Below are 25,565 nucleotides of genomic sequence, written 5' to 3'. Positions count from 1 at the left end.
GGCCGACTGCTTCAGTCTTGCCACTGCAATTGTTCACGCAAGCTGACCACATCGCCAATAATGGTCAATGTCGGCGCCTGTATTTGATGCGCTGACACTTTGGAGGCTATATCCGCCAAAGTGCCGACGACAACTTTCTGTTCCGGCGTGGTGCCTTTGGAAATCAGCGCAACCGGCATATCCGGGCGCTGGCCATGCGCAATCAGCTGCGCGCAGATTTTTTCCAGCCCAACCAGCCCCATGTATAGAACAAGGGTCTGATTTTGATAGACCAGTTCGCTCCACGGCAGCTCAGGCGAGCCTTCCTTTAAATGCCCGGTCAGGAAGCGCACGCTTTGCGCATAATCGCGGTGGGTTAAAGGGATGCCGGCATAGGCCGAACAGCCTGAAGCTGCGGTAATGCCCGGCACCACCTGAAAGGCCACGCCGGCAGCAAACAGCTCCTGAATTTCTTCGCCGCCGCGCCCAAAGATAAACGGATCGCCGCCTTTTAAGCGGCAGACCCGCTTGCCTTCCTGCGCGCATTTCACCAGCAGCGCATTAATGCCTTCTTGCGGCACAGCGTGGTTGGAGCGCGCCTTGCCGACATAGATTTTTTCCGCATCGCGGCGGCAAAGCTCCAAAATCGGCTGCGACACCAGGCGGTCATAAATCACTACATCGGCCTGCTGCATCAGGCGCAAGGCTTTCAGTGTCAGCAACTCCGGATCGCCCGGCCCGGCGCCGACCAGATAGACCTCGCCTTTAGGCGGCTGCCAGTCAAGCAGCGCCTGCTCTATCAGGCGGTCCGCTTCTGCAGTATTGCCATGAAAGACCTGCTCTTTCAGCGGACTGGCGTACAGCTCTTCCCAGAAGATGCGGCGCTCATCCGGATTGGCGATTTTCGCTTTCACCGCTGCGCGCCATTTTCCTGAAAAATCGGCCAGCTTGCCCATGCCGTGCGGAATGCTGGCTTCAAGCTGGGTGCGGATTTGACGCGACAGAACCGGCGAAGCGCCGTTGGTGGCAATAGACACCACCAGCGGAGAGCGGTCAATAATCGCAGGAACCATAAAGCGGCAGTGTGGCGGATCATCCACGCTGTTGACCAGGACATTTTCAGCTTCACAGGCAGCGAAAACCGCCTGATTGACCGCTTTGTCGTCTGTGGCGGCGATCACCAGCCGGTAAGGGCGGAACTGAATTTCCGCGCTGAACGGCGCCTGCAGGTACTGCCCCCGGCTTTGCTGCACAATCTCCAGCAGGCCGCTGTCAATTTCAGGCGCAATCACATCAATGACTGCGCCGGCTTTGGCCAGCAAGGCGGCTTTGCGGCGGGCAATATGGCCGCCGCCGACAATCAGACACGGCTGCTGCTGCAGCTTTAAAGAGATTGGAAAGATATCCACGGGCTACCTCAATGAGTTTGTTCTGACTGTCTTAAGCAATTATCGTGCACAAAATTGCGCTGTATATCGGTTTTAATCAGTCGATGTACTCTGCGCCGCCCATGTATGGACGCAATGCCTGAGGAATCTCAATTGAGCCGTCAGCGCGCTGATAGTTTTCCATCACCGCCAGCAAGGTGCGGCCAACCGCCAGGCCTGAACCGTTCAGGGTATGCACCAGCTCAGTTTTCTTCTGATCTGCGCGGTAGCGCGCTTTCATGCGGCGGGCCTGAAAGTCGCCCATGCATGAACATGAAGAAATTTCACGGTAAGTATTTTGACTCGGCACCCAAACTTCTAAGTCATAAGTTTTAATAGCGCCAAAGCCCATGTCGCCGCCGCATAAGATGATTTTGCGGTATGGCAGGCCTAAAGCTTGAAGAATGCCTTCCGCATGGCCTGTCAATTCCTCAAGCGCGTCCATTGAAGTTTCAGGCTTGACAATCTGCACCATCTCAACTTTGTCAAACTGATGCTGGCGGATCAAGCCGCGGGTATCGCGCCCATACGAACCGGCTTCACTGCGGAAGCATGGCGTATGCGCTGCGTATTTCAATGGCAGGCGTTCAGGGTCAATGATTTCGTCGCGCACAAAGTTGGTCACCGGTACTTCAGCGGTCGGAATCAGGTAGTATTCTTTTTCGCCCTGCAGCTTGAATAAATCTTCTTCAAATTTAGGCAGCTGGCCTGTGCCGCGCAAAGAGTCTGCATTGACCAGATAAGGCACATAGGCTTCGGTATAGCCGTTCTGCACAGTATGCGTATCCAGCATGAACTGGGTGATTGCGCGCTGCAGGCGGGCCAGCGGGCCTTTCAGCACGCTGAAGCGGGTGCCGGTGAGTTTGGTGGCGGTTTCAAATTCCAGGCCGCCAATCATCTCGCCAAGATCCGTATGATCCTTCACCGCAAAATCGAACTGGCGCGGCGTGCCCCATTTCAGAATTTCAACGTTATCGCTTTCATCCTTGCCTTCAGGCACAGATTCATGCGGCAGGTTTGGAATGATTAAAGATTTGGCTTCAAGTTCCGCCTGCAGCTCCGCCAGCGCAGTTTCCGCTGCTTTAATTTCGTCACCGATGGCCGCCATGCGCGCCATGATTTCAGAAGCGTCGCCGCCCGATTTTTTAATTTGACCGACCTGCTTTGCGCCGGCATTGCGCTCCGCCTGCAAGGATTCAGTTTTTGACTGAATGTCTTTGCGACGGGCTTCCAATGCAGCCCACTCTTCAGCGTTCAGCTGCACACCGCGTTTTGCCAAGGCTAAATTTACAGCCTCAATATTATTTCTGAGTAATTTCGGGTCGATCATAGCCAATCATTTGCAAAGAAAAAAACTGGCTATAGTGTAAGCTCTTAACCGTAAAAAATACAGCAGCCGCGCTTGCAGCTGCGCCTTATTAAAGCAATAAAGCTGAAGATTTACGCAAAATTACTTATTTTCATAGTTCGGCAAATTCGGCAAATATTCCGGCTTGAACAGGCCTTTCGCCATCTGGTACGGCAGCTTGAGTTCCGGCATGCCTTCGGCATAGCTGGCCAATTCATACAGCGGATAAACAAAGACGATGCCGCTGGCGCCATAGTAGAAGTTGTCGCTGAGCTGCAGCTTCGCGCGGTCAATGTCATGGCTGGCCAGCCACATCGCGTTGGCGTCAAACAGGCTGTCCAGCACTTTGGCTTCGGCGCCTTTCAGCAGCACATCCTGCAAGGCCAGGCGCTTTTTGGCTTTCAGGTCAAAGTTGACATATTCCACGTGCTGCATGCCGTGCGCCGCGCCCGCAGAATAGCTGTAGCTTTCCAGGGCAAACGCCGCCATATGCCCCCATTGGCTGATATAGCGCACCGCTGTTGTGCTTTGGCTGAGGCCGGCTGCCGAGCCTTCAGACAAATCCACTTTCTGATTGGGCGCGCTGGAAAACGCGACTGGATCGGCTTTTTCAATGCGCTCGGCAAAGTACTGATTAATCCAGCCGACATTGGTTTCCACGGTTTGAATGGAATACTGCGTGCAGCCTTGGGCATCGCAGGCTTCCGGCTTGGCCAGCTTCATCGGCACAGATTTTGACTGAATCAGCGGGATGCTTTCCGCTTTGGCCGTTTGCGCCTGCGCGCTGTTCTGCCTGTCCTGAACCGGCTCATTTCTTGGCTGGCATGCCGTCAGTGCGCTTAATGAAATTACCGCCGCTGCGGCCGATGCCCATGCATTAACGTAATTTTTTTTCATCCCAGAACCCCTAGCGCCGTACCGCAAACATTTTAACCCTCACACTATACGCACTCCATAGGGCTGATAACATTACCGAATGTATCCCGCGGGCTTCGGCGCAGGCTGTCTGGGCGCAAAAAAGCAGGCCTAAGCCTGCGCCCAGCAGCCGCATTTGCAGCTGCTGATTTTTTCAGTGAGGTTTTTTTTACTGATCAATAATATCTGTGCCTTTAGGCGGCGCAAAATTAAACGTGGAGGCCGGAATTGACGCATTGACTTTCACATTATTGAAGCGCACATAGGTGGTTTGGCCCAATGAGTCTGCAAGAATCATCAGCGCCGGCGCTTTATTGGCGCCAAAGCTGATGGTCAAGCTCTGGAATGCGCCGTCGCCCGCTTTAGGGTAAAGCGTATAGTAGGTCTTGGTCTTGTCCGGCTGAGTCACGCGGTAAGATTTCATGATCTGGCTGGTATTGCCTGAAAGCAGCAGCGCCGGAGTATTTGCGACCTGATCATCCAGGCTTTGGCGCACCGCCTGCTGCAGGTCCGGATCATAAATCCAGACCGTTTTCCCCGAAGTTACAATGGTCTGCTTGGACAGGCTGGCGGTTTCCCAGAAGAATTTTCCCGGACGCTCAACCTTCATAACCCCTTTAAATGTCTGATTCATATGCTGAGCCGACAAGCCTTTTTTCTGAACCGCCTTGCCGCTGCTGACTTTCGTCGTCTGCTCAAAATTCGCCGTAAAGCTTTTTACGCCGCTGAGCTGCCGAACCAGGCTTGAAGTCGCCTGCTGCTCCGATGCTGGCGCCGGGGCCGCATAAACAGCTGAGCTCATCACAGGCGCCAGCGCCGCCGCACCCAATGCCACGGCGCACATGGCTTGACGAAGCTTATTCATATAAATTCACCTTTTTTATTTGCATCATCGCAATTTGTCAGATAGCCCATCTTAAACCAATTTTTAAGGCCAACATGAATGAAAACAATAAGTTTTGTATTGTTATTAATGCAGAATGCAGATTTTCATTCATCATGATGGAGAGGCCCGCATGATGCAGGAAAGCGCCTGACCAGCGCAGGCGCTTTCCGTTTAAAAGCGCAGGGCTGGATTATTTCCACTGCCAGCCGACAGACGCGCCTCCGCCAAAGTCCCCTTCGGTATTGGCTGTGGCTGCAACTTTATATACAAATTTATTGCTGCCGGTGACGCCGCTGAAGCCCGCCGCAAAGCCTTGCTGGTTTTCCCATGCGCCCACGCCAAAGCTGAACATGCTGTAGCCGGCATCGGTCGGCTGCGGCAGGGAGGCAATGGCGATGCTGGATGCCACCGCAGCATAGGCGCTGTCCTCCAGATGATCCAGATCGCGGTTCAGATCTTCCACCCGGCTATTGGTATAGCTGTTGGCCTGGCTCAAAATCTGTGTTCCATGCTGATTGGTATAGGCTCTGGCGTCATTCAGCAGATTCAGATCCGCCTGGCGCAGCTGCGCCAGATTGACTGCGTCGGTATCCTGCACACCCGCCGCCACATAGACAATCTGCCGCTCCGCATTGGCAGAACCGACCGAAACCGTGCCGTCACGGTCTGAGCTGGAGCCATTGCCCAGCACCACAGCATTGCCGGCGGCTGTGATGACACTGCCGCCCAGCACATAAGTATTGCCGCCGCTGACTTGGTTATTGCTGCCGACTGCGCCAGAGTTATGGCCTGAAACCTTATTGTTCACGCCGGCGCCGATAGACTGATCTCCAGACACCTCTGTGCCGGCGCCTATAACCGCCGCATCCTGCCCGTCTGCATCCGGCCTGGGCGCTGCGCCCTGCCGGCTGGATTCAATGTCAATATAGGGATTATTGCCCTTAGCGCCTTGCTGGCCGGAATGGCCGCCCCCGTTCCCGCCATTGCTATGGCCATGCTGGCCTGAAGCTGATGCATGGCTGGCGCTGCCGGCCCAGGCGCCGCCGCTGACGACCAGCAACGCGCTGAGCAGCAGCAGTTCCACCAGCATTTTTTTGCGAACTGCTTGCGGAGAAGCGCAGAGCGCTTGATCTGCAGCATTGGCTGCAGGCAATCCATGGCTGAGTATAAATTTTTGCTGATTGCCGGAAAGGCTGGCCAGATTGCAGCAGGTATTACTCAAAATATTTTTTAATATTTTATTCATGTCCGTGCCCTTTCTTCTTCTACTTCTCCTTCATTACACTCCGATAAAAACGTGATGTAAATCACATTTAAATATGAAGATGTGATTAATTATTAGGCAATGTTTCAATAAAATACGCTATTTTTCAATCAATTTTCCGGCAAAATTGCAAGGCAAATGCAGGCCTGACTATTCAGCAGGCATAAAAAAACCCGCAAAATTTGCGGGCTTTTTTCTACTGAAGCTTAAACTTCAACAGATACGTAGCGGCGACCGAACTGGCCTTTCACTTCGAATTTGATCACGCCGTCAGCGGTAGCGAACAAAGTATGGTCACGGCCCATACCTACGTTTGCACCAGCGTGGAATTCTGTACCACGTTGACGAACGATAATGTTGCCAGCAGTCACAGCTTGACCACCGTACATTTTAACACCTAACATCTTAGGATTTGAGTCACGACCGTTCTTAGTCGAACCACCGGCTTTTTTAGTTGCCATGTCTATTTACTCCTCGTAATTAGCCTGAAATAGCTGTAATTTTCAACTCAGTGAACCATTGACGGTGACCTTGTTGTTTACGATAGTGCTTACGACGGCGCATTTTGATGATGCGGATTTTGTCGTGACGACCATGGCTAACTACTTCAGCAGTTACAGTAGCGCCAGCAACAACTGGAGCACCGATTTGAATGCTTTCACCGTTAACCAGCATCAACACGTCATCAAACGTAATTGTTGAGCCAGTTTCAGCTTTCAATAATTCTACTTTAAGGGTTTCACCCTCAACTACACGGTGCTGTTTACCACCGCTTTGGATAACTGCGTACATAACGTACTCCAAACATGCCCGTGTCGCCGTGCCGGTAAAGGAATATACCGATCTTAATACGACCGCCACTGGGGTTATACAAGGGCAAGGATTTTAAGCGATAAACCGCCAAACAACAAGCCATTTGCACAAAATATTATCGAGAAGCAGCCATTGCTTAACAGGCGGCGCTCCCCGGCCTGAGCCGGCGGATGCCTGCCGATTATACGGCTTTCAAAAATTCAAATAGATTTTTAAAATCAATTCGCTACTATAGGCTTTATGTTAATGGCAAAATGCCGGCTTGAACTGCCATGCAGTTCGTTTCCGCACGGGAAGATCAGGGCCTGCGCGCCGATTTGAAATGAGCAGTTAATTTTAAATCAGCCGCCTGGCTTCTTTTCTGCAATTATTATGTCAAATTGCTAAACTACGGCAGCAATTCAAGATTACTGAGGTTTTTCTTCACATGACCATCGATTTTAAGCAAGACGTTCTCGCTCCTGTTGCTACTGACTTTGCCGCGATGGACACATTTATCAACGAAGGAATCACCTCAAAAGTCGCGCTGGTTATGGCGGTCAGCAAGCATGTGGTGGAGGCCGGCGGCAAGCGCATGCGCCCAATCATGTGCCTGCTGGCAGCCAAGGCCTGCGGCGCGGAAGATTTGGACAAGCACCGCAAGCTGGCAGCCATCATTGAAATGCTGCATACCGCAACGCTGGTGCATGACGACGTGGTCGATGAATCCGGCCTGCGCCGCGGCCGCCCGACCGCCAATGCAACCTGGAACAACCAGACTGCGGTGCTGGTCGGCGACTTCCTGATCTCGCGCTCTTTTGACCTGCTGGTCGATCTGGACAGCATGGCCCTGCTGAAGGACTTTTCAACCGGCACCTGCGAAATCGCCGAAGGCGAAGTGCTGCAGCTGCAGTCGCAGCATCAGCCTGAAACCACAGAGCAAACCTATTTAGACATTATTCACGGCAAAACCTCGCGCCTGTTTGAGCTGGCGACTGAAGGCGCGGCGATTTTATCCGGCAAGCCGGAGTACCGCGAACCGCTGCGCAAATTTGCCGGCCATTTCGGCAACGCCTTTCAGATTATTGATGACATTCTGGACTACACCTCCGACGCTGAAACATTAGGTAAAAATATCGGCGATGATTTAATGGAAGGCAAGCCGACTTTGCCTTTAATCTCTGCATTGAAAAACACCGCCGGCGAAGACCATGCGGTGATCCGCCGCAGCATTGCGACGGGCGGCACCGCCGATCTGGAGCGCGTGATTTCCATTGTTCAGACTTCCGGCGCTTTAGACTACTGCAGCCAGCGCGCTACCGAAGAAACCGACGCCGCGCTTGCAGCCCTGCAGGCGCTGCCGGACAGTGAGTACCGCCAAGCTTTGAGTAATTTGGCCAAGCTGGCGCTGCACCGAATTCAATAAAACTGAAGAGCCTGTTACTCATTGCTTATGCATATAAAATTTAATGATTTATTTCTAAAAATGCAGCAGCAGCTTGATGCCCGTCAAGCTGTGCTGGACGAAAACTTACTGATTGAGCTGATTGGCCGCATCCGCCCGGCCGATACCAAAAACAGCGATGAAATACAGCATAAATTTGAAGCATTCTACACGGCCCTGCTGCTGACTCCGGCGGCGGCCTCTACCCTGCAGAGCTTTACGCTCGGCCTCATCAGCCAGTACAAGCAAACCGGCCTGTATGCGGATACCGGCATTCTGTCTCTGGATGGCTTCTGGAATCAGCTGTTTCAGCGCCTGGGCGCGCATTTCCTGCCCTTAATCAACGATGAAAGCCAGCTGCAGGACTTGGTGCGCCGGGCATTTCATCAGCGCAGCGACAAATACTGGCTGGACAGCATTGAGGAGCGCAGCTGGCAGAAGCTGTTCCGGCTGCTGAATCAGGGGCACGGCAATCAGGATGAAAAAAAGCGCATCCGCTTCGAGCTGATCAAGGCCATTACCGTGCTGTCCTACCGCGTCAGCGGCATCGGGCTGTATCCGGAATTCATCAATGCGCACCCGGAGCTGACCGAATACGAATCGCCGTTTTTAGTGCAGAACCGCGAAATCATCGATTTCATCCAGCAGTGCAAGCGGCTGCATCAAAATGCCGATCAAGTCAGCGCCGTGCCGCCGCCGGACGCCTCTCAGGCGCTGGTCATGCTGGATCAGTGCCGTGAAGTGGTGCTGAAAATCCGGCGCGCCACCAAGCGCAGCGGCGTCAGCATCAGCCTGACCTATCTGCTGTCCCTGCTGGAGCAGTGCCTGGACCGCATTGAAATCCTGCTGAATTTAATTGCTGAGGATGATGAGCTCCGCTACGGCTCGCTTGGCGCGCTGCTGGTCGACATTACCGATGCGCTGTACAGCGAACGCAGCGTGCGCTCGCTGCTGGCCGCCAACAGCGAGCTGATTGCGCTTCAGGTGACGGAAAACGCCAGCAAAACCGGCGAGCATTACGTCAGCACCGACAAGAAAGGCTTTATCGGCATGTATAAAGCCGCTGCCGGCGCCGGGGTGATTATCGCCGCCATGGCTTCGCTGAAGGTTTTGTCCGCACGGCTGATTCTGGCGCCATTGATGCAGGCCTTTATGTTCAGCATGAATTATGCGCTGGGCTTTATGCTGATTCATGTGCTGCATTTTACCGTGGCCACCAAGCAGCCGGCGATGACCGCAGCGGCGCTGGCGGCCACGGTGCAGCAGCGCAAAGGCTCTAAAAATGCCCAGATTGCCGAACTGGCGGCGCTGATTATCAATATTATCCGCACCCAGTTTATTGCGATTTTAGGCAATATTTCGATTGCGATTCCCACAGCGGCGCTGATCACCTATTTCTGGCAGGCCGGTATGGATGAGCCGCTGCTGAACCATGCCAAAGCCTCCAGCCTGCTGCACAGCTTAGACCCCTTTACCTCGCTGGCCGTGCCGCACGCCGCCATTGCCGGAGTGTGCCTGTTTTTATCCGGGCTGCTGGCCGGCTATTTTGACAATATGGCCATTTACCGCAAGGTCGGCCCGCGCCTGCAGGCGCATTCATCGCTGAAGCGCATGCTGGGCCAGAAGCGCCTGGATAAATTCGCAGCCTATATAGAGCGCAACCTCGGCGCGCTGGCCGGGAACTTCCTCTTCGGGATCATGCTGGGAAGCATGGGCACGCTGGGCTTCATTCTGGGCCTGCCGCTGGATATCCGCCACATTGCCTTCGCTTCCGCCAATTTCATGCAGGGCCTGATGTGCATTAACGGCAGCCCTGAAATCGGCCTGATCATTGTGTCCTTTCTGGGCGTCATCTGCATCGGCCTGACCAACCTGTTTGTCAGTTTCACCTTGACCATTATTGTGGCGCTGCGCGCGCGCCGCGTGCGCTTTGAGCAGTGGAAGCCGCTGGCTAAACTGGTGCTGACGCATTTCCTCACCCGTCCAAGCGATTTTTTCTGGCCGCCGAAACAGCCGCTGGAAATTGAAGATGCGGCGCCTTCGCAAAAGAATATTCATTAAGGGATTTGTTAATTTATATTACTGAGTGTTAAAAAAACACAAAAAAGAAATTAGCATAATTTACGCACACTTGAAATGAAGTGTACTGGCGAGTACACTTTACCCCACAAATTAGCCGTGAATATTGAGCGGCTAAATGACAAGGATATAAGCATGCCGAAGCTGTTGCTTTTCCTCGGTTGTTTTTTATTAGCTATCAGTGTGTTGATCTTAAATGTGCCGCAGCTTGCCCAGTTTGACTGGACTGCGGTGCAGTGGATGCATCAGCACCACCTGAATAGTTTAAATAACTTAGCAGCCGGACTTTCAGCAGCGGGCGGCATGCCTTTTGTATTATTTTTAGCCGTGCTTTGGTGTTTGCGCCTGGCATGGTATAAAAAATACTCAGATATTGTTTTTATCAGTACAGGAATTATCGGAAGCATCGGCCTCGCCTGGCTGCTTAAATGCCTCATCTCAAGACCGCGCCCGCCTGAAATGTATTTTCTGGTAAAAACATATGGAGATTCATTTCCAAGCGGGCACAGCCTTTATGCAGCTGCACTGGGCTGCTTAGCGATGTACGTTTACCGGCGGCATTCAAAGCATGCGCTGATCTGCCTGCTGGCAAGCGCATGGATACTGCTGATGGGCGTATCCAGAGTTTATGCCGGCGCGCATTATCCTTCCGATGTCCTTTCTGGCTGGAGCATAAGTTTTATTTGGATCACGCTTCTGTACTGGCTTATGGCCAGATACCCAAGCGCAAATAAATAAAGAATTTCAGATAAGAATCTATTGAGGTGAAAGAATGAGGTCTGCAAAGCTTTGGGCACCCGCCCTGACTGCTTGCGCATTAGCGGTAAGTATTGCACTTGTCGGCTGCAGCAAAGATCCGAAAGATGCGCAGCAAGCTGGGGCTGCCCAGAAAATGCCTCCTGCTGAGGTCGGCGTTATTGTTGCTCAGCCGCAAAGCGTAGAGCAGTCGGTAGAACTTTCGGGCCGCACGACAGCCTATGAAATTTCTGAAGTGCGCCCGCAAACCAGCGGCGTCATTCTGAAGCGCCTGTTTGCTGAAGGCGGCTATGTGCGTGAAGGCCAGGCGCTGTATGAGCTGGATTCGCGCAGCAACCGCGCTGCCCTGGAAAGCACCAAAGCCGCCATGCTGCAGCAGCAGGCGAATTTAAACGCGCTGCGCACCAAGCTCAACCGCTATCAGCAGCTGGTTGCAATCAATGCCGTGTCTAAGCAGGAATACGATGACCTGCTAGGCAGCGTTAAAGTGACTGAAGCGCAGGTCGCAGCGGCGCAAGCGCAAATCAAAAGCGCGGAGATTGACCTAGGCTACTCGGTTGTGCGCGCGCCGATTTCCGGCCAAACCAACCGCTCTACCGTTACTGTCGGCGCTTTAGTGACTTCAGGCCAGGCCAGCCCGATGGTGACCATTCAGCGCCTAGACCCGATTTATGTGGACATCAACCAGTCCAGCGCCGAACTGCTGCGCCTGCGCCAGCAGCTGAGCAAGGGCGACCTGAACAGCAGCAACAACACCACCGTAAAGCTGAAGCTTGAAGACGGCAGCTACTACCCGCTGGAAGGCCGCCTGGCATTCTCCGATGCCAGCGTAAATCCGGACACCGGCACAGTCACCCTGCGCGCAGTGTTCTCCAACCCGAATCACCTGCTGCTGCCGGGCATGTTCGCCACAGCGCAGATTGTGCAGGCCATTATTCCGAACGCCATGCTGATTCCGCAGGCGGCCATTACCCGCACGCCGACAGGCCAGGCCATGGCGATGATTGTCAATGACAAAGGCGCCGTAGAGCCGCGCCCTGTCACTACTGCAGGCGTTCAGGGCGCAGACTGGATTGTCACTGCCGGCCTGAAAACAGGTGACAAAGTGATTGTAGACGGCATTGCAAAAGTTAAGCCAGAACAGCAAGTGACTGCAAAGCCTTATCAGCCGCAAGCCGCAGCCCCTCAAGGCGCGCAGCAGCCAGCAGCAGGGCAAGCTAAGCCGGCCCCAGCAGCTGAAGCCAAAACTGAACCAAAAGCTGCTTCAAATGCATAAGGGGTAGACTGAATGGCTCAATTTTTTATTCACCGCCCCATCTTCGCATGGGTGATTGCACTGGTCATTATGCTGGCGGGTATCCTCACGCTGACTAAGATGCCGGTTGCACAGTATCCGACGATTGCGCCGCCCACGGTGACCATCTCGGCAACCTACCCTGGCGCCTCTGCGCAAACGGTTGAAAACACCGTAACGCAGATCATTGAACAGCAGATGAATGGCCTCGACGGCCTGCGCTATATTTCTTCAGACAGCGCCGGCAATGGCCAGGCATCCATCAACCTGAACTTTGAGCAAGGGATTGACCCGGATATTGCGCAGGTTCAGGTGCAGAACAAGCTGCAGTCAGCCACCGCGCTTTTGCCTGAAGACGTGCAGCGCCAAGGCGTGAAAGTCACCAAGTCCGGCGCAAGCTTTATGCAGGTTGTGGCGTTCTACTCTCCGGATGAAAGCCTGTCCGCTGCCGACATTAAAGACTATGTAAACTCCAACATTTCCGAATCGCTTAGCCGTGTTACAGGCGTGGGGGAAGTCCAGGTCTTTGGCGGCTCGTACGCCATGCGCATCTGGCTGGACCCGGCGAAAATGACCAGCCTGCAAGTGACGCCTAGCGATATTGCAGCTGCGCTTAAAACCCAGAACGCGCAGGTGGCTGTAGGCCAGCTGGGCGGCGCGCCCGCGGTTCAAGGCCAAGTGCTGAACGCGACCGTGAATGCGCAAAGCATGCTGCAGACGCCGGAACAGTTTAAAAATATCTTCCTGAAAAATACCGCTTCCGGCGCTCAAGTCCGCTTGGGTGACGTTGCGCGGGTGGAATTAGGTTCAGACAACTATCAGTTTGATTCTAAATTTAACGGCAAGCCTGCGGGCGGTGTTGCGATTAAGCTGGCGACAGGCGCGAATGCGCTGGATACAGCCGCCGCTGTAGAAGAGCGCCTCAGCGAGCTGCGCAACAACTACCCGGACGGCTTGAAAGACAAGCTGGCTTATGACACCACGCCGTTTGTTAAGCTCTCAATTGAAAGTGTGGTGCACACTCTGATTGAAGCAGTCATTCTGGTCTTCATTGTGATGTTCCTGTTCCTGCAGAACTGGCGCGCGACGGTTATTCCTACGCTTGCGGTTCCTGTAGTTGTACTGGGCACCTTCGCAGTGATCAATATTTTCGGCTTCTCAATCAACACGCTGACCATGTTCGCCATGGTGCTGGCGATCGGCCTGCTGGTCGATGATGCGATTGTTGTGGTTGAAAACGTCGAACGGGTCATGCAGGAAGAGCATCTTGACCCTGTGGCAGCCACAGAAAAATCCATGCAGCAGATTTCCGGCGCCCTAGTCGGCATTACCAGCGTACTCACCGCGGTATTCGTGCCGATGGCATTCTTCAGCGGCACAACCGGGGTAATTTACCGCCAGTTCTCCATCACGCTGGTTACAGCGATGATTCTGTCGCTGATTGTTGCCTTGACCTTTACCCCTGCCCTGTGCGCGACCCTGCTGAAACAGCATGATCCGAACAAGCCTGAAAGCAACAGTATTTTTGCGCGCTTCTTCCGCGGGTTTAACAGCGGCTTTGACAAGCTGGCGGAAAAATACCAAGGCGGCGTCAACCGCATGACTCACCACAAGATCTTCTCTGGAGTCATTTATATTGCCGTAATTGCGTCCTTAGTCGGCCTGTACAAAGTATTGCCGTCTTCATTCCTGCCGGAAGAGGACCAAGGCGTCGTCATGACGCTGGTGCAGCTGCCGCCAAGCGCAAGCCTTGAGCGTACCGATAAAGTCATCACCACCATGACTGACTACTTCCTGAATAAGGAAAAAGAGCATGTGGAGTCGATCTTTACGGTTTCCGGCTTCTCGTTCACGGGTGTCGGTCAAAATGCCGGCCTGGCCTTTATCAAGCTGAAAGACTGGAGCGAGCGCACTACGCCTGAATCGCAGATTGGCGCGATCATCCAGCACGGCATGGCATTGAACATGATCGTGAAGGACGCTTCCTACATCATGCCGCTGCAATTGCCGGCCATGCCTGAGCTAGGCGTGTCTTCCGGCTTTGACATTCAGTTAAAAGATGTCAGCGGCCAAGGGCATGAAAAACTGATTGCTGCCCGCAACGCGATTTTAGGCATGGCATCCCAGGACAAGCGTCTTGCAGGCGTGCGTCCAAACGGCCAGGAAGATACACCGCAGTACCAGATCACCATTGACCAGGCGCAAGCCGGCGCAATGGGCGTGAGCGTCAGCGATATCAACAGCACCATGAGCATGGCTTGGGGTGGCGCGTATATCAACGACTTCGTTGACCGCGGCCGCGTGAAGAAAGTTTATGTTCAGGGCGAATCCGATACGCGCATGATGCCTGAAGACCTGAACAAGTGGTATGTACGCAACAACAAAGGCGAAATGGTTCCGTTCTCCGCATTTGCGACAGGTCAATGGACCTACGGTTCACCGCGTCTGGAACGCTACAACGGCGTATCATCGGTCAACATTCAGGGTACGCCTGCACCGGGCGTAAGCTCGGGCGACGCAATGCTGGCGATGGAAGAAATCATTGGCAAGCTGCCGTCTATGGGCCTGCAAGGTTTCGACTATGAATGGACAGGCTTGTCTTTAGAAGAGCGTGATTCCGGCAACCAGACCCTGCCGTTATTGATCCTGTCTATGCTGATTGTATTCCTCTGCCTGTCAGCGCTGTATGAAAGCTGGGCGATTCCGGTTTCTGTACTGCTGGTTGTGCCGCTCGGCATTGTCGGCGCATTTACCTTGACTTGGCTGGGCATGATGATTAAAGGCGATCCTAACCTGTCGTTCAACATCTACTTCCAGGTCGCAATTGTTGCCGTGATTGGCCTTTCTGCGAAGAACGCGATTCTGATTGTAGAATTTGCCAAAGAACTGCAGGAAAAAGGCGAAGACCTGTTTGATGCCACCCTGCATGCGGCGAAAATGCGTTTGCGCCCAATCATCATGACCACCCTTGCTTTCGGTTTCGGCGTTCTGCCATTGGCTCTTGCAAGCGGCGCAGGTGCGGGAAGCCAGCATTCTGTCGGTTATGGTGTGCTTGGCGGCGTAATCAGCTCGACGCTTTTAGGTATTTTCTTCATTCCAGTCTTCTTTGTTTGGATTCGCACCATCTTTAAATACAAACCTAAGAAACAAAACAATCAGGAGCAAACATCGTGATGCAAAAAGTATGGTCTATTGCAGGTCGTAGCATTGCGGTTTCTTCACTTGCGCTTGCTTTGGCTGCCTGCCAAAGCATGCGCGGTCCAGAACCAGCCGCTCAGGCGAATATTCCGGAAGGCTTCAGCAGCTATGCTTCTGGCTCATCCGCTGCGGCCCAAGGCTATAAAGATTTCTTTGCTGACCAGCGCCTGACTCAGGTGCTGGATCTGGCACTGGCCAATAACCGTGACTTGCGTGTTGCCGCCCTGAATATTCAGCGCGCGCAGCAGCAGTACCAGATCACTTCCAATAATCAGCTTCCGACCATTGGCGCCAGCGGCGGCGTATTGCGCCAAGACACGCTCAATTCGCAGAAGCCGGTGACTTCCTACAATGTCGGCTTAGGCGTGACGGCGTATGAGCTGGATTTCTGGGGCCGTGTCCGCAGCCTGAAAGACAATGCCTTGGACAGCTACCTGGCCACCGCAAGCGCGCGTGACGCAACGCAGATCGCGCTGGTTGGCCAAGTTGCCCAGGCATGGCTCAGCTATTCTTTCGCCAATGCCAACCTGAAGCTGGCCGATCAGACCCTCAAAACGCAGCTTGAATCTTACAATCTGAACAAGAAGCGCTTTGATGTCGGCATCGACAGTGAAGTTCCGGTGCGCCAGGCGCAGATTTCTGTTGAAACTGCGCGCAATGACGTAGCGAACTACAAAACCCAAGTCGCTCAGGCGCAGAACACGCTGAACCTCCTGGTGGGCCAGCAGGTTCCTGCAAACCTGCTGCCGAATCAGCGCGTCAGCCGCATTACCGCCAACAGCGCGATTGGCGCGGGCTTGCCAAGCGACCTGCTGAACAACCGTCCAGATGTCCGGGCAGCCGAATATAAGCTGTCCGCTGCCGGCGCGAATATTGGCGCTGCCAAAGCGAAATTATTCCCGACCATCAGCCTGACCGGTTCCGCCGGCTATGCATCGACTGACCTGAGCGACCTGTTTAAATCCGGCGCTTTTATCTGGTCGGTCGGCCCAAGCCTGGACATTCCGCTCTGGGACTGGGGCACGCGCAAAGCCAATGTGAAAATTTCAGAAACTGACCAGCAGATTGCATTGTCAGACTATGAAAAATCCGTGCAGACCGCATTCAGCGAAGTCAACGATGCGCTGGCTGTGCGCCAGAACATCGGCGACCGCATTTCCGCGCAGCGCCGCCTGGTCGATGCCACCAATACCACTTACAAGCTGTCGAATGCCCGCTTCCGCGCAGGCATTGACAACTATTTGACGGTGCTGGATGCGCAGCGTACCTCCTACGCTGCTGAGCAAGGCCTGCTGCTGCTGGAGCAGGCTAACCTGAACAATCAGGTTGAACTGTACAAGTCTTTGGGCGGCGGCATTAAAGCCAGCAGCTCAGATGCCGTTCAAGCTCAGCCTTCATCCGCTGAACGCAAAGCTGCAGCCAAATAAGTTCTGCATCTTTTAAAAGCTCACTTCGGTGTAATGCTGATCAGTTAAGCGCAACTTCATTGTTGCAAATTTATAAATCTCCCCTAACCCCTCTTTTAAAAAGAGGGGAACACCTTTGAATTCAATACCGTATTGAATTTCAAAACGCTCCCTCCTTTGAAAAAGGAGGGTTGGGGAGGATTAAAAATGCTTAACTGACTGGCATTATCACTTCGGTGGGCTTTTTTATTGCCTTTTTGATGCAGTTTGCCTATCTTCTAGGCATCATTCTGCATAATAAATTTCAACAATGCTTTTAAGTAATCTTGAATCTGTTCCCGGCCACACCATTACCCAGCAGCTGGACGTCGTCTACGGCAGCACCGTGCGCAGCAAGCACGCCGGCCGTGACCTTATGGCCGGCCTGAAAAATATCGTCGGCGGTGAGCTGAAAGGCTATACCGAACTTCTGGAAGAATCGCGCCAGGAAGCCATGCAGCGCATGATTGAAAAAGCCCGCAGCTTAGGCGCAAATGCAATTGTCGGCATCCGCTTTTCAACCTCCAATATCGCGCAAGGCGCTTCTGAACTTTTTGTCTACGGCACAGCGGTGCGGGTTGAAGCCATTGCGCCGAAGCTGGCCAATCCCTTCCCTGCTCAGGGCTAAGCCATGGATGCTTTGATTTTTAAAGCCGCTATTTTTGTGATTTTATTTGCCGTGGGCTGGGGCTTTGGCCGGCATGCGGAACGGAAGCATTTAAAAGAACTGGAAGCTCAGGAAAAACGCCTGGCCTATATCCAGCTGGACAGCAGCCGCTTTAAAACCAGCGATCATTTTGGCCAGCTGGTCAGCAGCAACGCGGTGATTTCGCATGATTACTTTAAATATGTGATTGCCAATATCCAGAATTTTTTTGGCGGGCGCCTGACCAGCTATGAAAGCGTGGTGGAGCGCGCGCGGCGCGAAGCGGTTGTGCGCTTAAAGCTGGAAGCTGAAAAACTCGGCGCAGCTCAGATTATGGGCCTGCGCTTAAGCACGACTGAACTTGGCATGCAGGGCGGCATGGTGGAAGTATTCGCTTACGGCACAGCCATCAGCAACCCTTGAAAATAGCATTTGATGCCCCGCCGTGCATGCGGCTGGGCATCAAATCAGCGCTCTACTGCTCAAAAATCGCTTGCCAATAGTGATAGGAAGTTTCTTCACCGCTGTCCAATTTAAACTGATAAGACAGCTTGCGCACATCGGCAATGCTGAAATCCACCGGATGCTTAAACGGCCCGCCGGCATAGGCAAAAGTATGATATTCGCCATTTTCACCGCACACATCAATGCCCGCCGGCATGGCATCAATCAGCGCTGCGCTGATGTCCTGCCCGATAAAAGCTTCATCCAGCTTGCCGGCATCGGCAACAACAATTTGCGTCTTAATGCCTGAAGCTAAAAAATCCTGCATGACTTCAGCCGTGCTTTGATTCCACAGCGGCCCAACCACTTCAATTCCCAAGGGATGCAGCTGGTCTTCCCGGTATTTGCGCACATCGCTTAAATGGATATCTCCAAAAATAAAATGCCCTGCCCCCTGCGCAATAAAGTGATTTGCGGCCTCCAGCATTCTCTGCTGATAAATTTCCATATCTTTCGGCAGAAATACCGGATAAAGCGGAATGCCGATGCTCTCCGCCTGCTTCACTAAAAGCGCATGCGGAATGGCATGCATGGAAGACAGCTGCGTGCCTTCATTGACGGTCGTTAATAATGCAATCACATCAAACTGATTCTGCTGCAGCGCTTTATGCAGCGCCAAGGCTGAATCTTTGCCGCCGCTCCAGTTGAAGACGGCTTTTTTACGGGTATCCACGGTTATTTAACTCTGGCTTTACGGATCATTTTATACAAGGTTTTAGGCGAAATCCGGGACACCAGCACCCCCAGTTTTTCCTTGCGCCCGCCCACCACAATATATTCATCGCCGGCCAGCAGGGCTTTGACCGCAATCCGCGCAAACTCATCCGCCTCCAGGCCATTTTCAATCGCCTCATCCTGATGGCCTTGCGCCTGGCCTTCACCATTCAGCGCATTGAATGACACATTGGTTTTCACAAAGCCAGGGAAAATTACTGAAACATCAACCCCCTGATCCGCCACTTCCGCGCGCAGGCTGTTGGCCCACATATGAATGGCTGCTTTGGCGGCCGAATACGATGCGCGGTACTGCGTGCCCAGCAGGCCGGCCACGCTGGAAACAAAGGCAATGCGGCCGGATTTCTGCTTTAGGAAAGCCGGCAGAACGGTTTTGGTCAGGAATACCTGCGAAAAATAGTCCACTTCCATAATGGCGCGCTCGGTCAGCATGGCGGTATCGGCAATCAGGGCGCGCTGGCTCAGGCCGGCATTGTTGATCAGCCAGTCGATGCGGCCCTTCTGCTGCAGCACCTGCTCATAGGCGCGGCGGACTTGGCTTTCATCGGTGATGTCTGCGCAAACCGAGATGTGCTGATCCGGATTCAGCAGCGAAACCCGGACTTTTTCCAGCTCGTCAAGGCGGCGCGCGGTCAGCACCACCTGCGCGCCCTGCAGCGCGCACTCCTGAGCCAAGGCCTTGCCCAAGCCGGAGGAGGCGCCGGTGATCCACACCACTTTGCCGCTTAAATCATCCCGTTTTGCCATGAAGCTTTCCTTATTTTTTGAAGACTGTAACAGTGAATAGTTTATTGCTTTTTCCGGTTCGGTTCATCTTTCAAAAAAAACATAAAATGATCAAAATAGCCGCTCATTGCCTGCGCATCATACAGCGTGCCCAGCTTGTCAAAGCGACGGTAGCCCAGCTGCGTGGTAACGTGAATCACCCCATTCAAGGTTTTATCCAGCACCATATTGAATTTCAGCATTTTTTTCGGCTCACGGATCAAATGCGTCACGCCCTGATCCACCACTTGGGTAAAGGCTTTCAGCGCAGGTGGCACATATTCGTTATTGCCGTCCTTCATCTGATCCACGCAGCCCATCAGCTCCATCACCAACGACTTATCCACTGGATAGGTCATATAAAAATTCCCGTCTTTTTCCGAAGTCAGCTCATGCAGATAGTTCACCATCGGCTTGAGCCGGTCATTGCCGAAAAAGGACACCGACCACGGCATGTACTTGCGCGTAGTGTCTAAAATCTGCTGAATGATTTTCTCCGACTCGCGGTCGCCGGACTTCGACATTTTGGCAATATCGCCAAACACCTGATCAATGATCTCGCAGGCGATATCGGTCAGGTTCTCCCCCAGCGGCTTAGCCAGGCTGTCGGCTTCGCCGGCATTGAGCTTTTGATGAATGTCGGCAAAACGCTGATGGGTTTCCGGCAGGATTTTCAAAGAGATGGTATAGCTCATAGCGGCAGGCTCCTTTTTTATAGTGTTCAGCGATCTTTGCGCTTTGATCCTGAGCTTATCATAAGGCCTCTTGGCCATGCTGCCAACTGGCGAAAGTTTACATTCGCCCAACCTGCCTAAAGCCGATTTTTTTTTGCTACAATAGACGCAATTTTTTTATTCTCTTTTGATCTGTTTGAACTATGACTGATTCAGCGCAAAATATTGCTACGACCTACGATCCTACCGAGATCGAGAAAAAATGGTACCAGACTTGGGAAGAAAACGGCTATTTCAAGCCTTCTCAAAAAGGCGAGTCGTTCTGCCTGATGATTCCGCCGCCGAACGTCACCGGCAGCCTGCACATGGGCCACGGCTTCAACAATGCCATTATGGATGCCTTGACGCGCTACAACCGCATGTCCGGCAAAAACACCTTATGGCAGCCGGGCACTGACCATGCCGGCATCGCCACGCAGATGGTAGTTGAACGCCAGCTGGGCGCGCAGAACATCAGCCGCCATGACCTGGGCCGTGAAAAATTCATTGATAAAATCTGGGAATGGAAAGAACAGTCGGGCGGCACCATCACCCGTCAAATCCGCCGCTTAGGCTCTTCTGTAGACTGGTCGCGCGAACGCTTCACTATGGATGAAGGCCTGTCCAATGCGGTCAAAGAAGTCTTTGTCAAGCTACATGAAGACGGCCTGATTTACCGCGGCAAGCGCCTGGTGAACTGGGACCCTAAGCTGCAGACTGCCCTGTCTGACCTGGAAGTTGAATCCATTGAGGAAAAAGGCTCGCTGTGGCACTTCAAATATTTCTTTGAAGATAAGGCATTGCGCACCAAAGATGGCCTTGACTATTTAGTGGTTGCCACCACCCGTCCTGAAACCCTGCTGGGCGACTCGGCTGTTGCGGTGCATCCGGAAGATGAGCGCTATGCGCACCTTGTCGGCAAAAACATCGTACTGCCGATCAGCGGCCGCCTTGTGCCTGTGGTTGCCGATGAATACGTCGAAAAAGACTTCGGCACCGGCTGCGTGAAAATCACCCCTGCGCATGACTTCAACGACTATGACGTCGGCAAGCGCTGCGGACTGCCGATCATCAACATCTTCAACAAAAATGCTGAAGTGCTGGCTGAGTTTGAATACATTGCCAAAGCCGGCGAACAAATTTCCAAGACCATCCCTGCACCGGCGGACTACATTGGCTTAGAGCGTTTTGCAGCCCGTAAAAAGCTGGTTGAGCAGGCCGAAGCGGAAGGCTGGCTGGAGCAAATCCAGCCGTACGACTTGAAAGCGCCGCGCGGCGACCGTTCAGGCGTGATTGTTGAGCCGCTGCTGACCGATCAGTGGTATGTGAAAATTGCCCCGCTGGCTGAGCCTGCAATCAAAGCGGTGCAGGACGGCGACATTAAATTTGTGCCGGAACAGTACAGTAATATGTACATGTCGTGGATGAACAACATTCAAGACTGGTGTATTTCACGCCAGCTGTGGTGGGGCCACCGCATTCCAGCCTGGTACGACGCCGAAGGCAATATCTATGTGGGCCGTTCTGAAGAAGAAGTGCGCGCGAAAAACAGCATCGCCGCTGACGTCGAGCTGAAGCAGGACGAAGACGTGCTGGATACATGGTTCTCTTCCGCGCTTTGGACTTTCTCTACCTTGGGCTGGACCGGCGACGCGCAGAAAGATGCGGAAAACTATTTCCTCAAAACTTTCCACCCGACTGACGTGCTGGTAACCGGCTTTGACATCATTTTCTTCTGGGTTGCGCGCATGATTATGATGACGCTGCACTTCATGAAGAATGAAGACGGCACAGCGCAGGTTCCGTTCAAAACTGTGTATGTGCACGGCTTGGTGCGCGACGGCGAAGGCCAGAAGATGTCTAAATCTAAGGGCAACGTGCTTGACCCGCTGGATTTGATTGACGGCGTGGATCTGGAAACCTTGGTGCAGAAGCGCACCACAGGCCTGATGAACCCGAAACAAGCTGCCAAGATTGAAAAGGCGACCCGCAAGGAATTCCCGGAAGGCATTCAGGCTTATGGCACTGACGCGGTGCGCTTCACCTTCTGCGCGCTGGCTAACACCGGCCGCGACATTAAGTTTGACATGAAGCGTGTTGAAGGCTACCGCAATTTCTGCAACAAAATCTGGAACGGCACCCGTTTTGTGATGATGAATGTGGAAGGCCAGACTGTAGGCCAAGAAGCGCGCCCTGATCTGTGGGAATTGCCTGAGCAGTGGATTGTCAGCCGCCTGCAGAAAGCGGAACAGGCTGTACAGCAAGCCTTTGCAACCTACCGTTTGGACTTGGCTGCGCAAGCGGTTTACGAATTCATCTGGAATGAATACTGCGACTGGTATGTAGAGCTGACTAAGCCGGTTCTGAATGATGAAAATGTTTCTGAAGAGCGCAAAGCGGAAGTCCGCCGCGTTCTTCTTGCGGTGATGGAAGCGTCTTTGCGCCTTGCGCACCCGCTGATGCCTTACCTGACTGAAGAAATCTGGCAAACCCTTGCGCCGAAAATCGGCATGGGCGGCGACACCATTATGACGGCGGCTTACCCTGTTGCTGATCCGGCCTTGATTAATGATCAGGCTGAAGCGGATATGCAGTGGCTGCAAGGCTTGATTGGCGCGGTGCGCAACATCCGCGGTGAAATGGGCTTAGGCAATGCGCGCTTACTGCCTGTATTGCTGCAAAACACCACAGATGCTGAAAAAGCCCAGATTGCGCGTATTGAAGCATTGGTGAAAGCCTTGGCTAAAGTTGAAAGCATTACTTTCTTGACGGATGCTGAGCAGCCGCCACTGTCTTCATCTTCTGTAGTGGGCCATGTGTCTGTATTTGTTCCTATGAAGGGCTTAATTGACCCGAAAGCGGAATTGGGCCGCCTGCAGAAAGACTTTGATAAAGTTCAAAAGCAGCATGACCAGATTGCAGGCAAACTTTCGAATGAAGGTTTTGTGGCGAAAGCGCCGGCTGCTGTGGTTGAAGGCGAGAAAGCTAAACTGGCTGAGTTTGCAGATCAGTTAGTGAAGATTAAAGCGAATATGGATCAGATTGCGGCGCTTTAGGTTGATTTTCTAATCTTTAGTATGTAAAAAGAAGCCTCTAGAGGCTTCTTTTTACCATATGAATATTGATCATTTAATTAGAGAAATTTAAAAAAAAAATGGAAGCATAAGTAAGGTTGATGCGAACATACTTATCACTAACATTTTACAGAGCTACTTTGATAATCAAAAAATAAAATATGATTATGATACGACTACAAAAGTATTACATTATGATTTCATTTTAAGTTCAGATTTTCAGAACTTAAATGCACCTTGTGGCATAAAAATTCTTATAGATTTGAGATCACTTTTTAAACAAGAGTTTAAAAAAATAATATTGATAATGAAGACCATACCCAACATGATAAAATTAAATCAGCTATTTATCATCTCATTAACACATATACATTATCATCAATATTTTTAATTACACTACTTGAAGATAGTTCCATAAAAGAACTTCAAAAACAACTCTTCGATGTAGAAAAAAACTTAAATATAAAGATCAAAATCTTAGGGAAAAATTTTATAAATGAAATCATGTCAATTATTCCTGAAGAAGTAGAAAAAATCGTTAATAAACTATTTTCATTTAAAATACAGAATTTAGTATTTACAAAAAATGATGACTGGATAATAAAAAGAGAAGAACTGCAATCAAATTTGTATCAACAATATAAAAACAGTGGAAAGATATCTCTTCTTTTAGGTGCGGGAGTGTCTTGTAGTGCAAATTTACCTAGTTGGAATGAGTTAATCTCTAGTTTATTTATTACATATCTTGTTAATAGCACATTAGATAACAAACAATTAGGAGCTATGTCTATTGATGAATATGGGAAGGCTATTAATCATATCAGCAAAAATATTTCTGAAAAATATCTTAAGTCAGCTCTCTTATCTGCTCGTTATTTACAAAATGGGTTTTCAACTCAAATAAATGAATCTGATAATTTCATTATGGAACTACAAAAAACACTTTATAAAAAAGAAATAAAGACATCAAAATTAATACAAACTATAGGAAATCTATGTATTCCAACAAGAACAGGAGCTAAAGTAAATTCAATAATTACTTATAACTTTGATAATTTAATAGAAATCCACTTAGACAGTTTAAATTTAAAATATAAATCAATTTTTTTAGATAATATAAAATATCAAAATGAAGAATTACCTATTTATCATGTACATGGTTATATTCCAAAAGATATAAAGTTAGAGGAAGCTAATGATTCTTTTCAAGATATGGATTTAATATTCTCAGAAGAAGGATATCATAGGATGTATTCCATCCCTTATCATTGGTCTAATCTTATACAACCATCAACTCTCAAAGAACATACTTGTATAATGATTGGATTATCACTAGATGATCCAAATTTGAGAAGATTATTAGAAATAGCCCAGCAGGTAATAATATTTTAAAACATTATGCTTTTTTGAAACGTATAGATATTGAGGAATTTTCGCAAAGTAATGAATCACCTTATTCATTATCATTACAGCATTCATTTTTAGAAAGACATCACAATTTACAAGAGCTAATGTTTTCTGAATTAGGTATAAATGTAATTTGGTTTGAAGAGTTTGATGAACTACCTAAACTTTTGAATCAACTTTTAAATTAATCCACCCCTCTCCCTAAAGGAAAGGTAAAATCCTTCACAAATTTTAATAATTATTTCATACGCAATATACCTTCTTCTCCTTAGAAAAGGAGTAACACGGCTACGCAAGGGAGAGGTATTTTTAAAGTTTTTTCATTATTATTTCTCCCCCTCATCCCAACCTTCTCCCGAAGGGAGAAGGAGCTTTCATTACTTATCATATTCTTTTAGTTCTGAACAAATATTCCACAAATCATCCAAAACCACATCTACATTTTGCAACACCTCATTATTCCAATACCGCACCACTCTTAAATCTAAAGCCTCCAAAAAATTTGTCCGTTCAGCATCATATTCAATAGCATCATCCGTTCCATGCTGACTGCCATCTAGCTCAATGACCAAACCTAATTCATGGCAGTAAAAATCCACAATATACGGCGCAATCACATGCTGACGGCGGAATTTAAGGTTCATAAAACGCTTAGCGCGAAGTAACTGCCACATTAGGCTTTCAGCATTTGTAGCGGTGTGGCGCATGGATTTGGCGAATAATAGAAGTTGAGGGTCGATCTTTTTATTCATGGGATTCTGTTTTTATTTTTGGCTGAGAATAGCAGATTTTTCACCCTCACCCCAACCCTCTCCCGCGGGGAGAGGGAGTCACATTTGATTTTATACCAACTATGAATTTAATAATGGAGGTCCCCTCTCCTTTCAGGAGAGG

Annotated in this window: 21 protein-coding genes; 10 read left to right on the top strand and 11 right to left on the bottom strand. The window is 51.1% G+C overall.

What is annotated here, in order from left to right; all coding sequences use genetic code 11:
- Positions 1-11: 11 nt before the first annotated feature.
- The 7 genes from cysG to rplU all read right to left on the bottom strand — a co-directional run bounded on the left by cysG (position 12) and on the right by rplU (position 6,611).
- Positions 12-1,388: a siroheme synthase CysG gene (gene cysG, locus BEN74_RS15675; protein WP_068911969.1), complete on the bottom strand. Its 1,377-nt coding sequence runs from the start codon at positions 1,386-1,388 to the stop codon at positions 12-14.
- Positions 1,389-1,464: 76 nt separating this feature from the next.
- Positions 1,465-2,736: a serine--tRNA ligase gene (serS, locus tag BEN74_RS15670; protein ID WP_068911967.1), complete on the bottom strand. Its 1,272-nt coding sequence runs from the start codon at positions 2,734-2,736 to the stop codon at positions 1,465-1,467.
- A gap of 120 nt (positions 2,737-2,856) precedes the next feature.
- Positions 2,857-3,651, bottom strand: coding sequence for an RsiV family protein (locus BEN74_RS15665; RefSeq protein WP_068911965.1), 795 nt, complete (start codon positions 3,649-3,651; stop codon positions 2,857-2,859).
- Positions 3,652-3,838: 187 nt separating this feature from the next.
- Positions 3,839-4,534: an outer membrane lipoprotein chaperone LolA gene (gene lolA / locus BEN74_RS15660; protein ID WP_068911963.1), complete on the bottom strand. Its 696-nt coding sequence runs from the start codon at positions 4,532-4,534 to the stop codon at positions 3,839-3,841.
- Between the two features lie 211 nt (positions 4,535-4,745).
- Positions 4,746-5,801, bottom strand: a complete 1,056-nt coding sequence (locus BEN74_RS15655; protein ID WP_068911961.1) for a YadA family autotransporter adhesin — start codon at positions 5,799-5,801, stop codon at positions 4,746-4,748.
- A gap of 224 nt (positions 5,802-6,025) precedes the next feature.
- Complete coding sequence (gene rpmA / locus BEN74_RS15650; protein WP_004828213.1) at positions 6,026-6,280, bottom strand: 50S ribosomal protein L27; 255 nt, start codon at positions 6,278-6,280, stop codon at positions 6,026-6,028.
- Positions 6,281-6,299: 19 nt separating this feature from the next.
- Positions 6,300-6,611, bottom strand: a complete 312-nt coding sequence (rplU, locus tag BEN74_RS15645) for a 50S ribosomal protein L21 (RefSeq protein WP_068911959.1) — start codon at positions 6,609-6,611, stop codon at positions 6,300-6,302.
- 448 nt (positions 6,612-7,059) lie between these two features.
- Between rplU and sdsA the strand changes: the two genes are divergently transcribed.
- The 8 genes from sdsA (at position 7,060) to BEN74_RS15605 (ending at position 17,896) form a co-directional block, all read left to right on the top strand.
- The gene (gene sdsA / locus BEN74_RS15640) at positions 7,060-8,037 is read left to right on the top strand and encodes an All-trans-nonaprenyl-diphosphate synthase (protein ID WP_068911956.1); all 978 of its coding nucleotides are present in this window, start codon (positions 7,060-7,062) and stop codon (positions 8,035-8,037) included.
- Between the two features lie 27 nt (positions 8,038-8,064).
- Positions 8,065-10,116 carry a site-specific recombinase gene (locus tag BEN74_RS15635; RefSeq protein WP_068911954.1) on the top strand — a complete coding sequence of 684 codons (2,052 nt, stop codon included), beginning with the start codon at positions 8,065-8,067 and terminating at the stop codon, positions 10,114-10,116.
- Between the two features lie 153 nt (positions 10,117-10,269).
- Positions 10,270-10,872: a phosphatase PAP2 family protein gene (locus tag BEN74_RS15630; RefSeq protein WP_068911952.1), complete on the top strand. Its 603-nt coding sequence runs from the start codon at positions 10,270-10,272 to the stop codon at positions 10,870-10,872.
- A gap of 34 nt (positions 10,873-10,906) precedes the next feature.
- The gene (locus BEN74_RS15625) at positions 10,907-12,166 is read left to right on the top strand and encodes an efflux RND transporter periplasmic adaptor subunit (RefSeq protein WP_068911949.1); all 1,260 of its coding nucleotides are present in this window, start codon (positions 10,907-10,909) and stop codon (positions 12,164-12,166) included.
- 12 nt (positions 12,167-12,178) lie between these two features.
- A complete protein-coding gene (locus BEN74_RS15620) occupies positions 12,179-15,358 on the top strand; it encodes an efflux RND transporter permease subunit (protein WP_068911947.1) in 3,180 nt (1,059 codons plus the stop codon).
- On the top strand, positions 15,358-16,809 hold the full coding sequence (gene adeK, locus BEN74_RS15615) for a multidrug efflux RND transporter AdeIJK outer membrane channel subunit AdeK (RefSeq protein ID WP_068911945.1): 1,452 nt from the start codon (positions 15,358-15,360) through the stop codon (positions 16,807-16,809). The genes BEN74_RS15620 and adeK overlap by 1 nt, the downstream gene beginning before the upstream one ends.
- A gap of 289 nt (positions 16,810-17,098) precedes the next feature.
- Positions 17,099-17,455, top strand: a complete 357-nt coding sequence (locus BEN74_RS15610; protein WP_068911942.1) for a YbjQ family protein — start codon at positions 17,099-17,101, stop codon at positions 17,453-17,455.
- Between the two features lie 3 nt (positions 17,456-17,458).
- Positions 17,459-17,896 (top strand): YbjQ family protein, encoded by a 438-nt coding sequence (locus tag BEN74_RS15605; protein ID WP_068911940.1) that lies wholly within the window; start codon positions 17,459-17,461, stop codon positions 17,894-17,896.
- 52 nt (positions 17,897-17,948) lie between these two features.
- Here BEN74_RS15605 and BEN74_RS15600 read toward each other — a convergent pair whose 3' ends face one another.
- Genes BEN74_RS15600 through BEN74_RS15590 form a run of 3 tightly spaced genes read right to left on the bottom strand, consistent with a single transcriptional unit; the run spans position 17,949 to position 20,172 of the window.
- Complete coding sequence (locus BEN74_RS15600) at positions 17,949-18,656, bottom strand: adenine nucleotide alpha hydrolase (RefSeq protein ID WP_171404942.1); 708 nt, start codon at positions 18,654-18,656, stop codon at positions 17,949-17,951.
- Entirely contained in the window at positions 18,653-19,459 is an 807-nt protein-coding gene (locus BEN74_RS15595; RefSeq protein WP_068911936.1) for an SDR family NAD(P)-dependent oxidoreductase, read from the bottom strand. The genes BEN74_RS15600 and BEN74_RS15595 overlap by 4 nt, the downstream gene beginning before the upstream one ends.
- A 41-nt stretch (positions 19,460-19,500) precedes the next feature.
- On the bottom strand, positions 19,501-20,172 hold the full coding sequence (locus BEN74_RS15590; RefSeq protein WP_068911934.1) for a hypothetical protein: 672 nt from the start codon (positions 20,170-20,172) through the stop codon (positions 19,501-19,503).
- A gap of 182 nt (positions 20,173-20,354) precedes the next feature.
- On the opposite strand from BEN74_RS15590, the gene BEN74_RS15585 reads away from it, so the two are divergent.
- Together BEN74_RS15585 and BEN74_RS15580 are read left to right on the top strand one after the other, a co-directional pair.
- Positions 20,355-23,246, top strand: a complete 2,892-nt coding sequence (locus BEN74_RS15585) for a valine--tRNA ligase (protein WP_068911932.1) — start codon at positions 20,355-20,357, stop codon at positions 23,244-23,246.
- Positions 23,247-23,768: 522 nt separating this feature from the next.
- A complete protein-coding gene (locus BEN74_RS15580) occupies positions 23,769-24,656 on the top strand; it encodes an SIR2 family protein (protein ID WP_068911929.1) in 888 nt (295 codons plus the stop codon).
- Positions 24,657-25,048: 392 nt separating this feature from the next.
- On the opposite strand, the gene BEN74_RS15575 is transcribed toward BEN74_RS15580, so the two are convergent.
- Positions 25,049-25,423, bottom strand: coding sequence for an endonuclease domain-containing protein (locus BEN74_RS15575; protein WP_068911927.1), 375 nt, complete (start codon positions 25,421-25,423; stop codon positions 25,049-25,051).
- Between the last annotated feature and the right edge of the window lie 142 nt (positions 25,424-25,565).

Source organism: Acinetobacter sp. WCHAc010034, assembly GCF_001696615.3.
Taxonomy (GTDB): Bacteria; Pseudomonadota; Gammaproteobacteria; order Pseudomonadales; family Moraxellaceae; genus Acinetobacter.
This window is presented reverse-complemented; position numbering and strand designations above follow the sequence as displayed.

Bases quoted from the DNA above. Each gene is read 5' to 3' on its own strand.
- serS (WP_068911967.1), bottom strand. From the start codon at position 2,736: ATGATCGACCCGAAATTACTCAGAAATAATATTGAGGCTGTAAATTTA.
- BEN74_RS15665 (WP_068911965.1), bottom strand. From the start codon at position 3,651: ATGAAAAAAAATTACGTTAATGCATGGGCATCGGCCGCAGCGGCGGTA.
- lolA (WP_068911963.1), bottom strand. From the start codon at position 4,534: ATGAATAAGCTTCGTCAAGCCATGTGCGCCGTGGCATTGGGTGCGGCG.
- BEN74_RS15655 (WP_068911961.1), bottom strand. From the start codon at position 5,801: ATGAATAAAATATTAAAAAATATTTTGAGTAATACCTGCTGCAATCTG.
- rpmA (WP_004828213.1), bottom strand. From the start codon at position 6,280: ATGGCAACTAAAAAAGCCGGTGGTTCGACTAAGAACGGTCGTGACTCA.
- rplU (WP_068911959.1), bottom strand. From the start codon at position 6,611: ATGTACGCAGTTATCCAAAGCGGTGGTAAACAGCACCGTGTAGTTGAG.
- sdsA (WP_068911956.1), top strand. From the start codon at position 7,060: ATGACCATCGATTTTAAGCAAGACGTTCTCGCTCCTGTTGCTACTGAC.
- BEN74_RS15635 (WP_068911954.1), top strand. From the start codon at position 8,065: ATGCATATAAAATTTAATGATTTATTTCTAAAAATGCAGCAGCAGCTT.
- BEN74_RS15630 (WP_068911952.1), top strand. From the start codon at position 10,270: ATGCCGAAGCTGTTGCTTTTCCTCGGTTGTTTTTTATTAGCTATCAGT.
- BEN74_RS15625 (WP_068911949.1), top strand. From the start codon at position 10,907: ATGAGGTCTGCAAAGCTTTGGGCACCCGCCCTGACTGCTTGCGCATTA.
- BEN74_RS15620 (WP_068911947.1), top strand. From the start codon at position 12,179: ATGGCTCAATTTTTTATTCACCGCCCCATCTTCGCATGGGTGATTGCA.
- adeK (WP_068911945.1), top strand. From the start codon at position 15,358: ATGCAAAAAGTATGGTCTATTGCAGGTCGTAGCATTGCGGTTTCTTCA.
- BEN74_RS15610 (WP_068911942.1), top strand. From the start codon at position 17,099: ATGCTTTTAAGTAATCTTGAATCTGTTCCCGGCCACACCATTACCCAG.
- BEN74_RS15605 (WP_068911940.1), top strand. From the start codon at position 17,459: ATGGATGCTTTGATTTTTAAAGCCGCTATTTTTGTGATTTTATTTGCC.
- BEN74_RS15595 (WP_068911936.1), bottom strand. From the start codon at position 19,459: ATGGCAAAACGGGATGATTTAAGCGGCAAAGTGGTGTGGATCACCGGC.
- BEN74_RS15590 (WP_068911934.1), bottom strand. From the start codon at position 20,172: ATGAGCTATACCATCTCTTTGAAAATCCTGCCGGAAACCCATCAGCGT.
- BEN74_RS15585 (WP_068911932.1), top strand. From the start codon at position 20,355: ATGACTGATTCAGCGCAAAATATTGCTACGACCTACGATCCTACCGAG.
- BEN74_RS15580 (WP_068911929.1), top strand. From the start codon at position 23,769: ATGTCAATTATTCCTGAAGAAGTAGAAAAAATCGTTAATAAACTATTT.
- BEN74_RS15575 (WP_068911927.1), bottom strand. From the start codon at position 25,423: ATGAATAAAAAGATCGACCCTCAACTTCTATTATTCGCCAAATCCATG.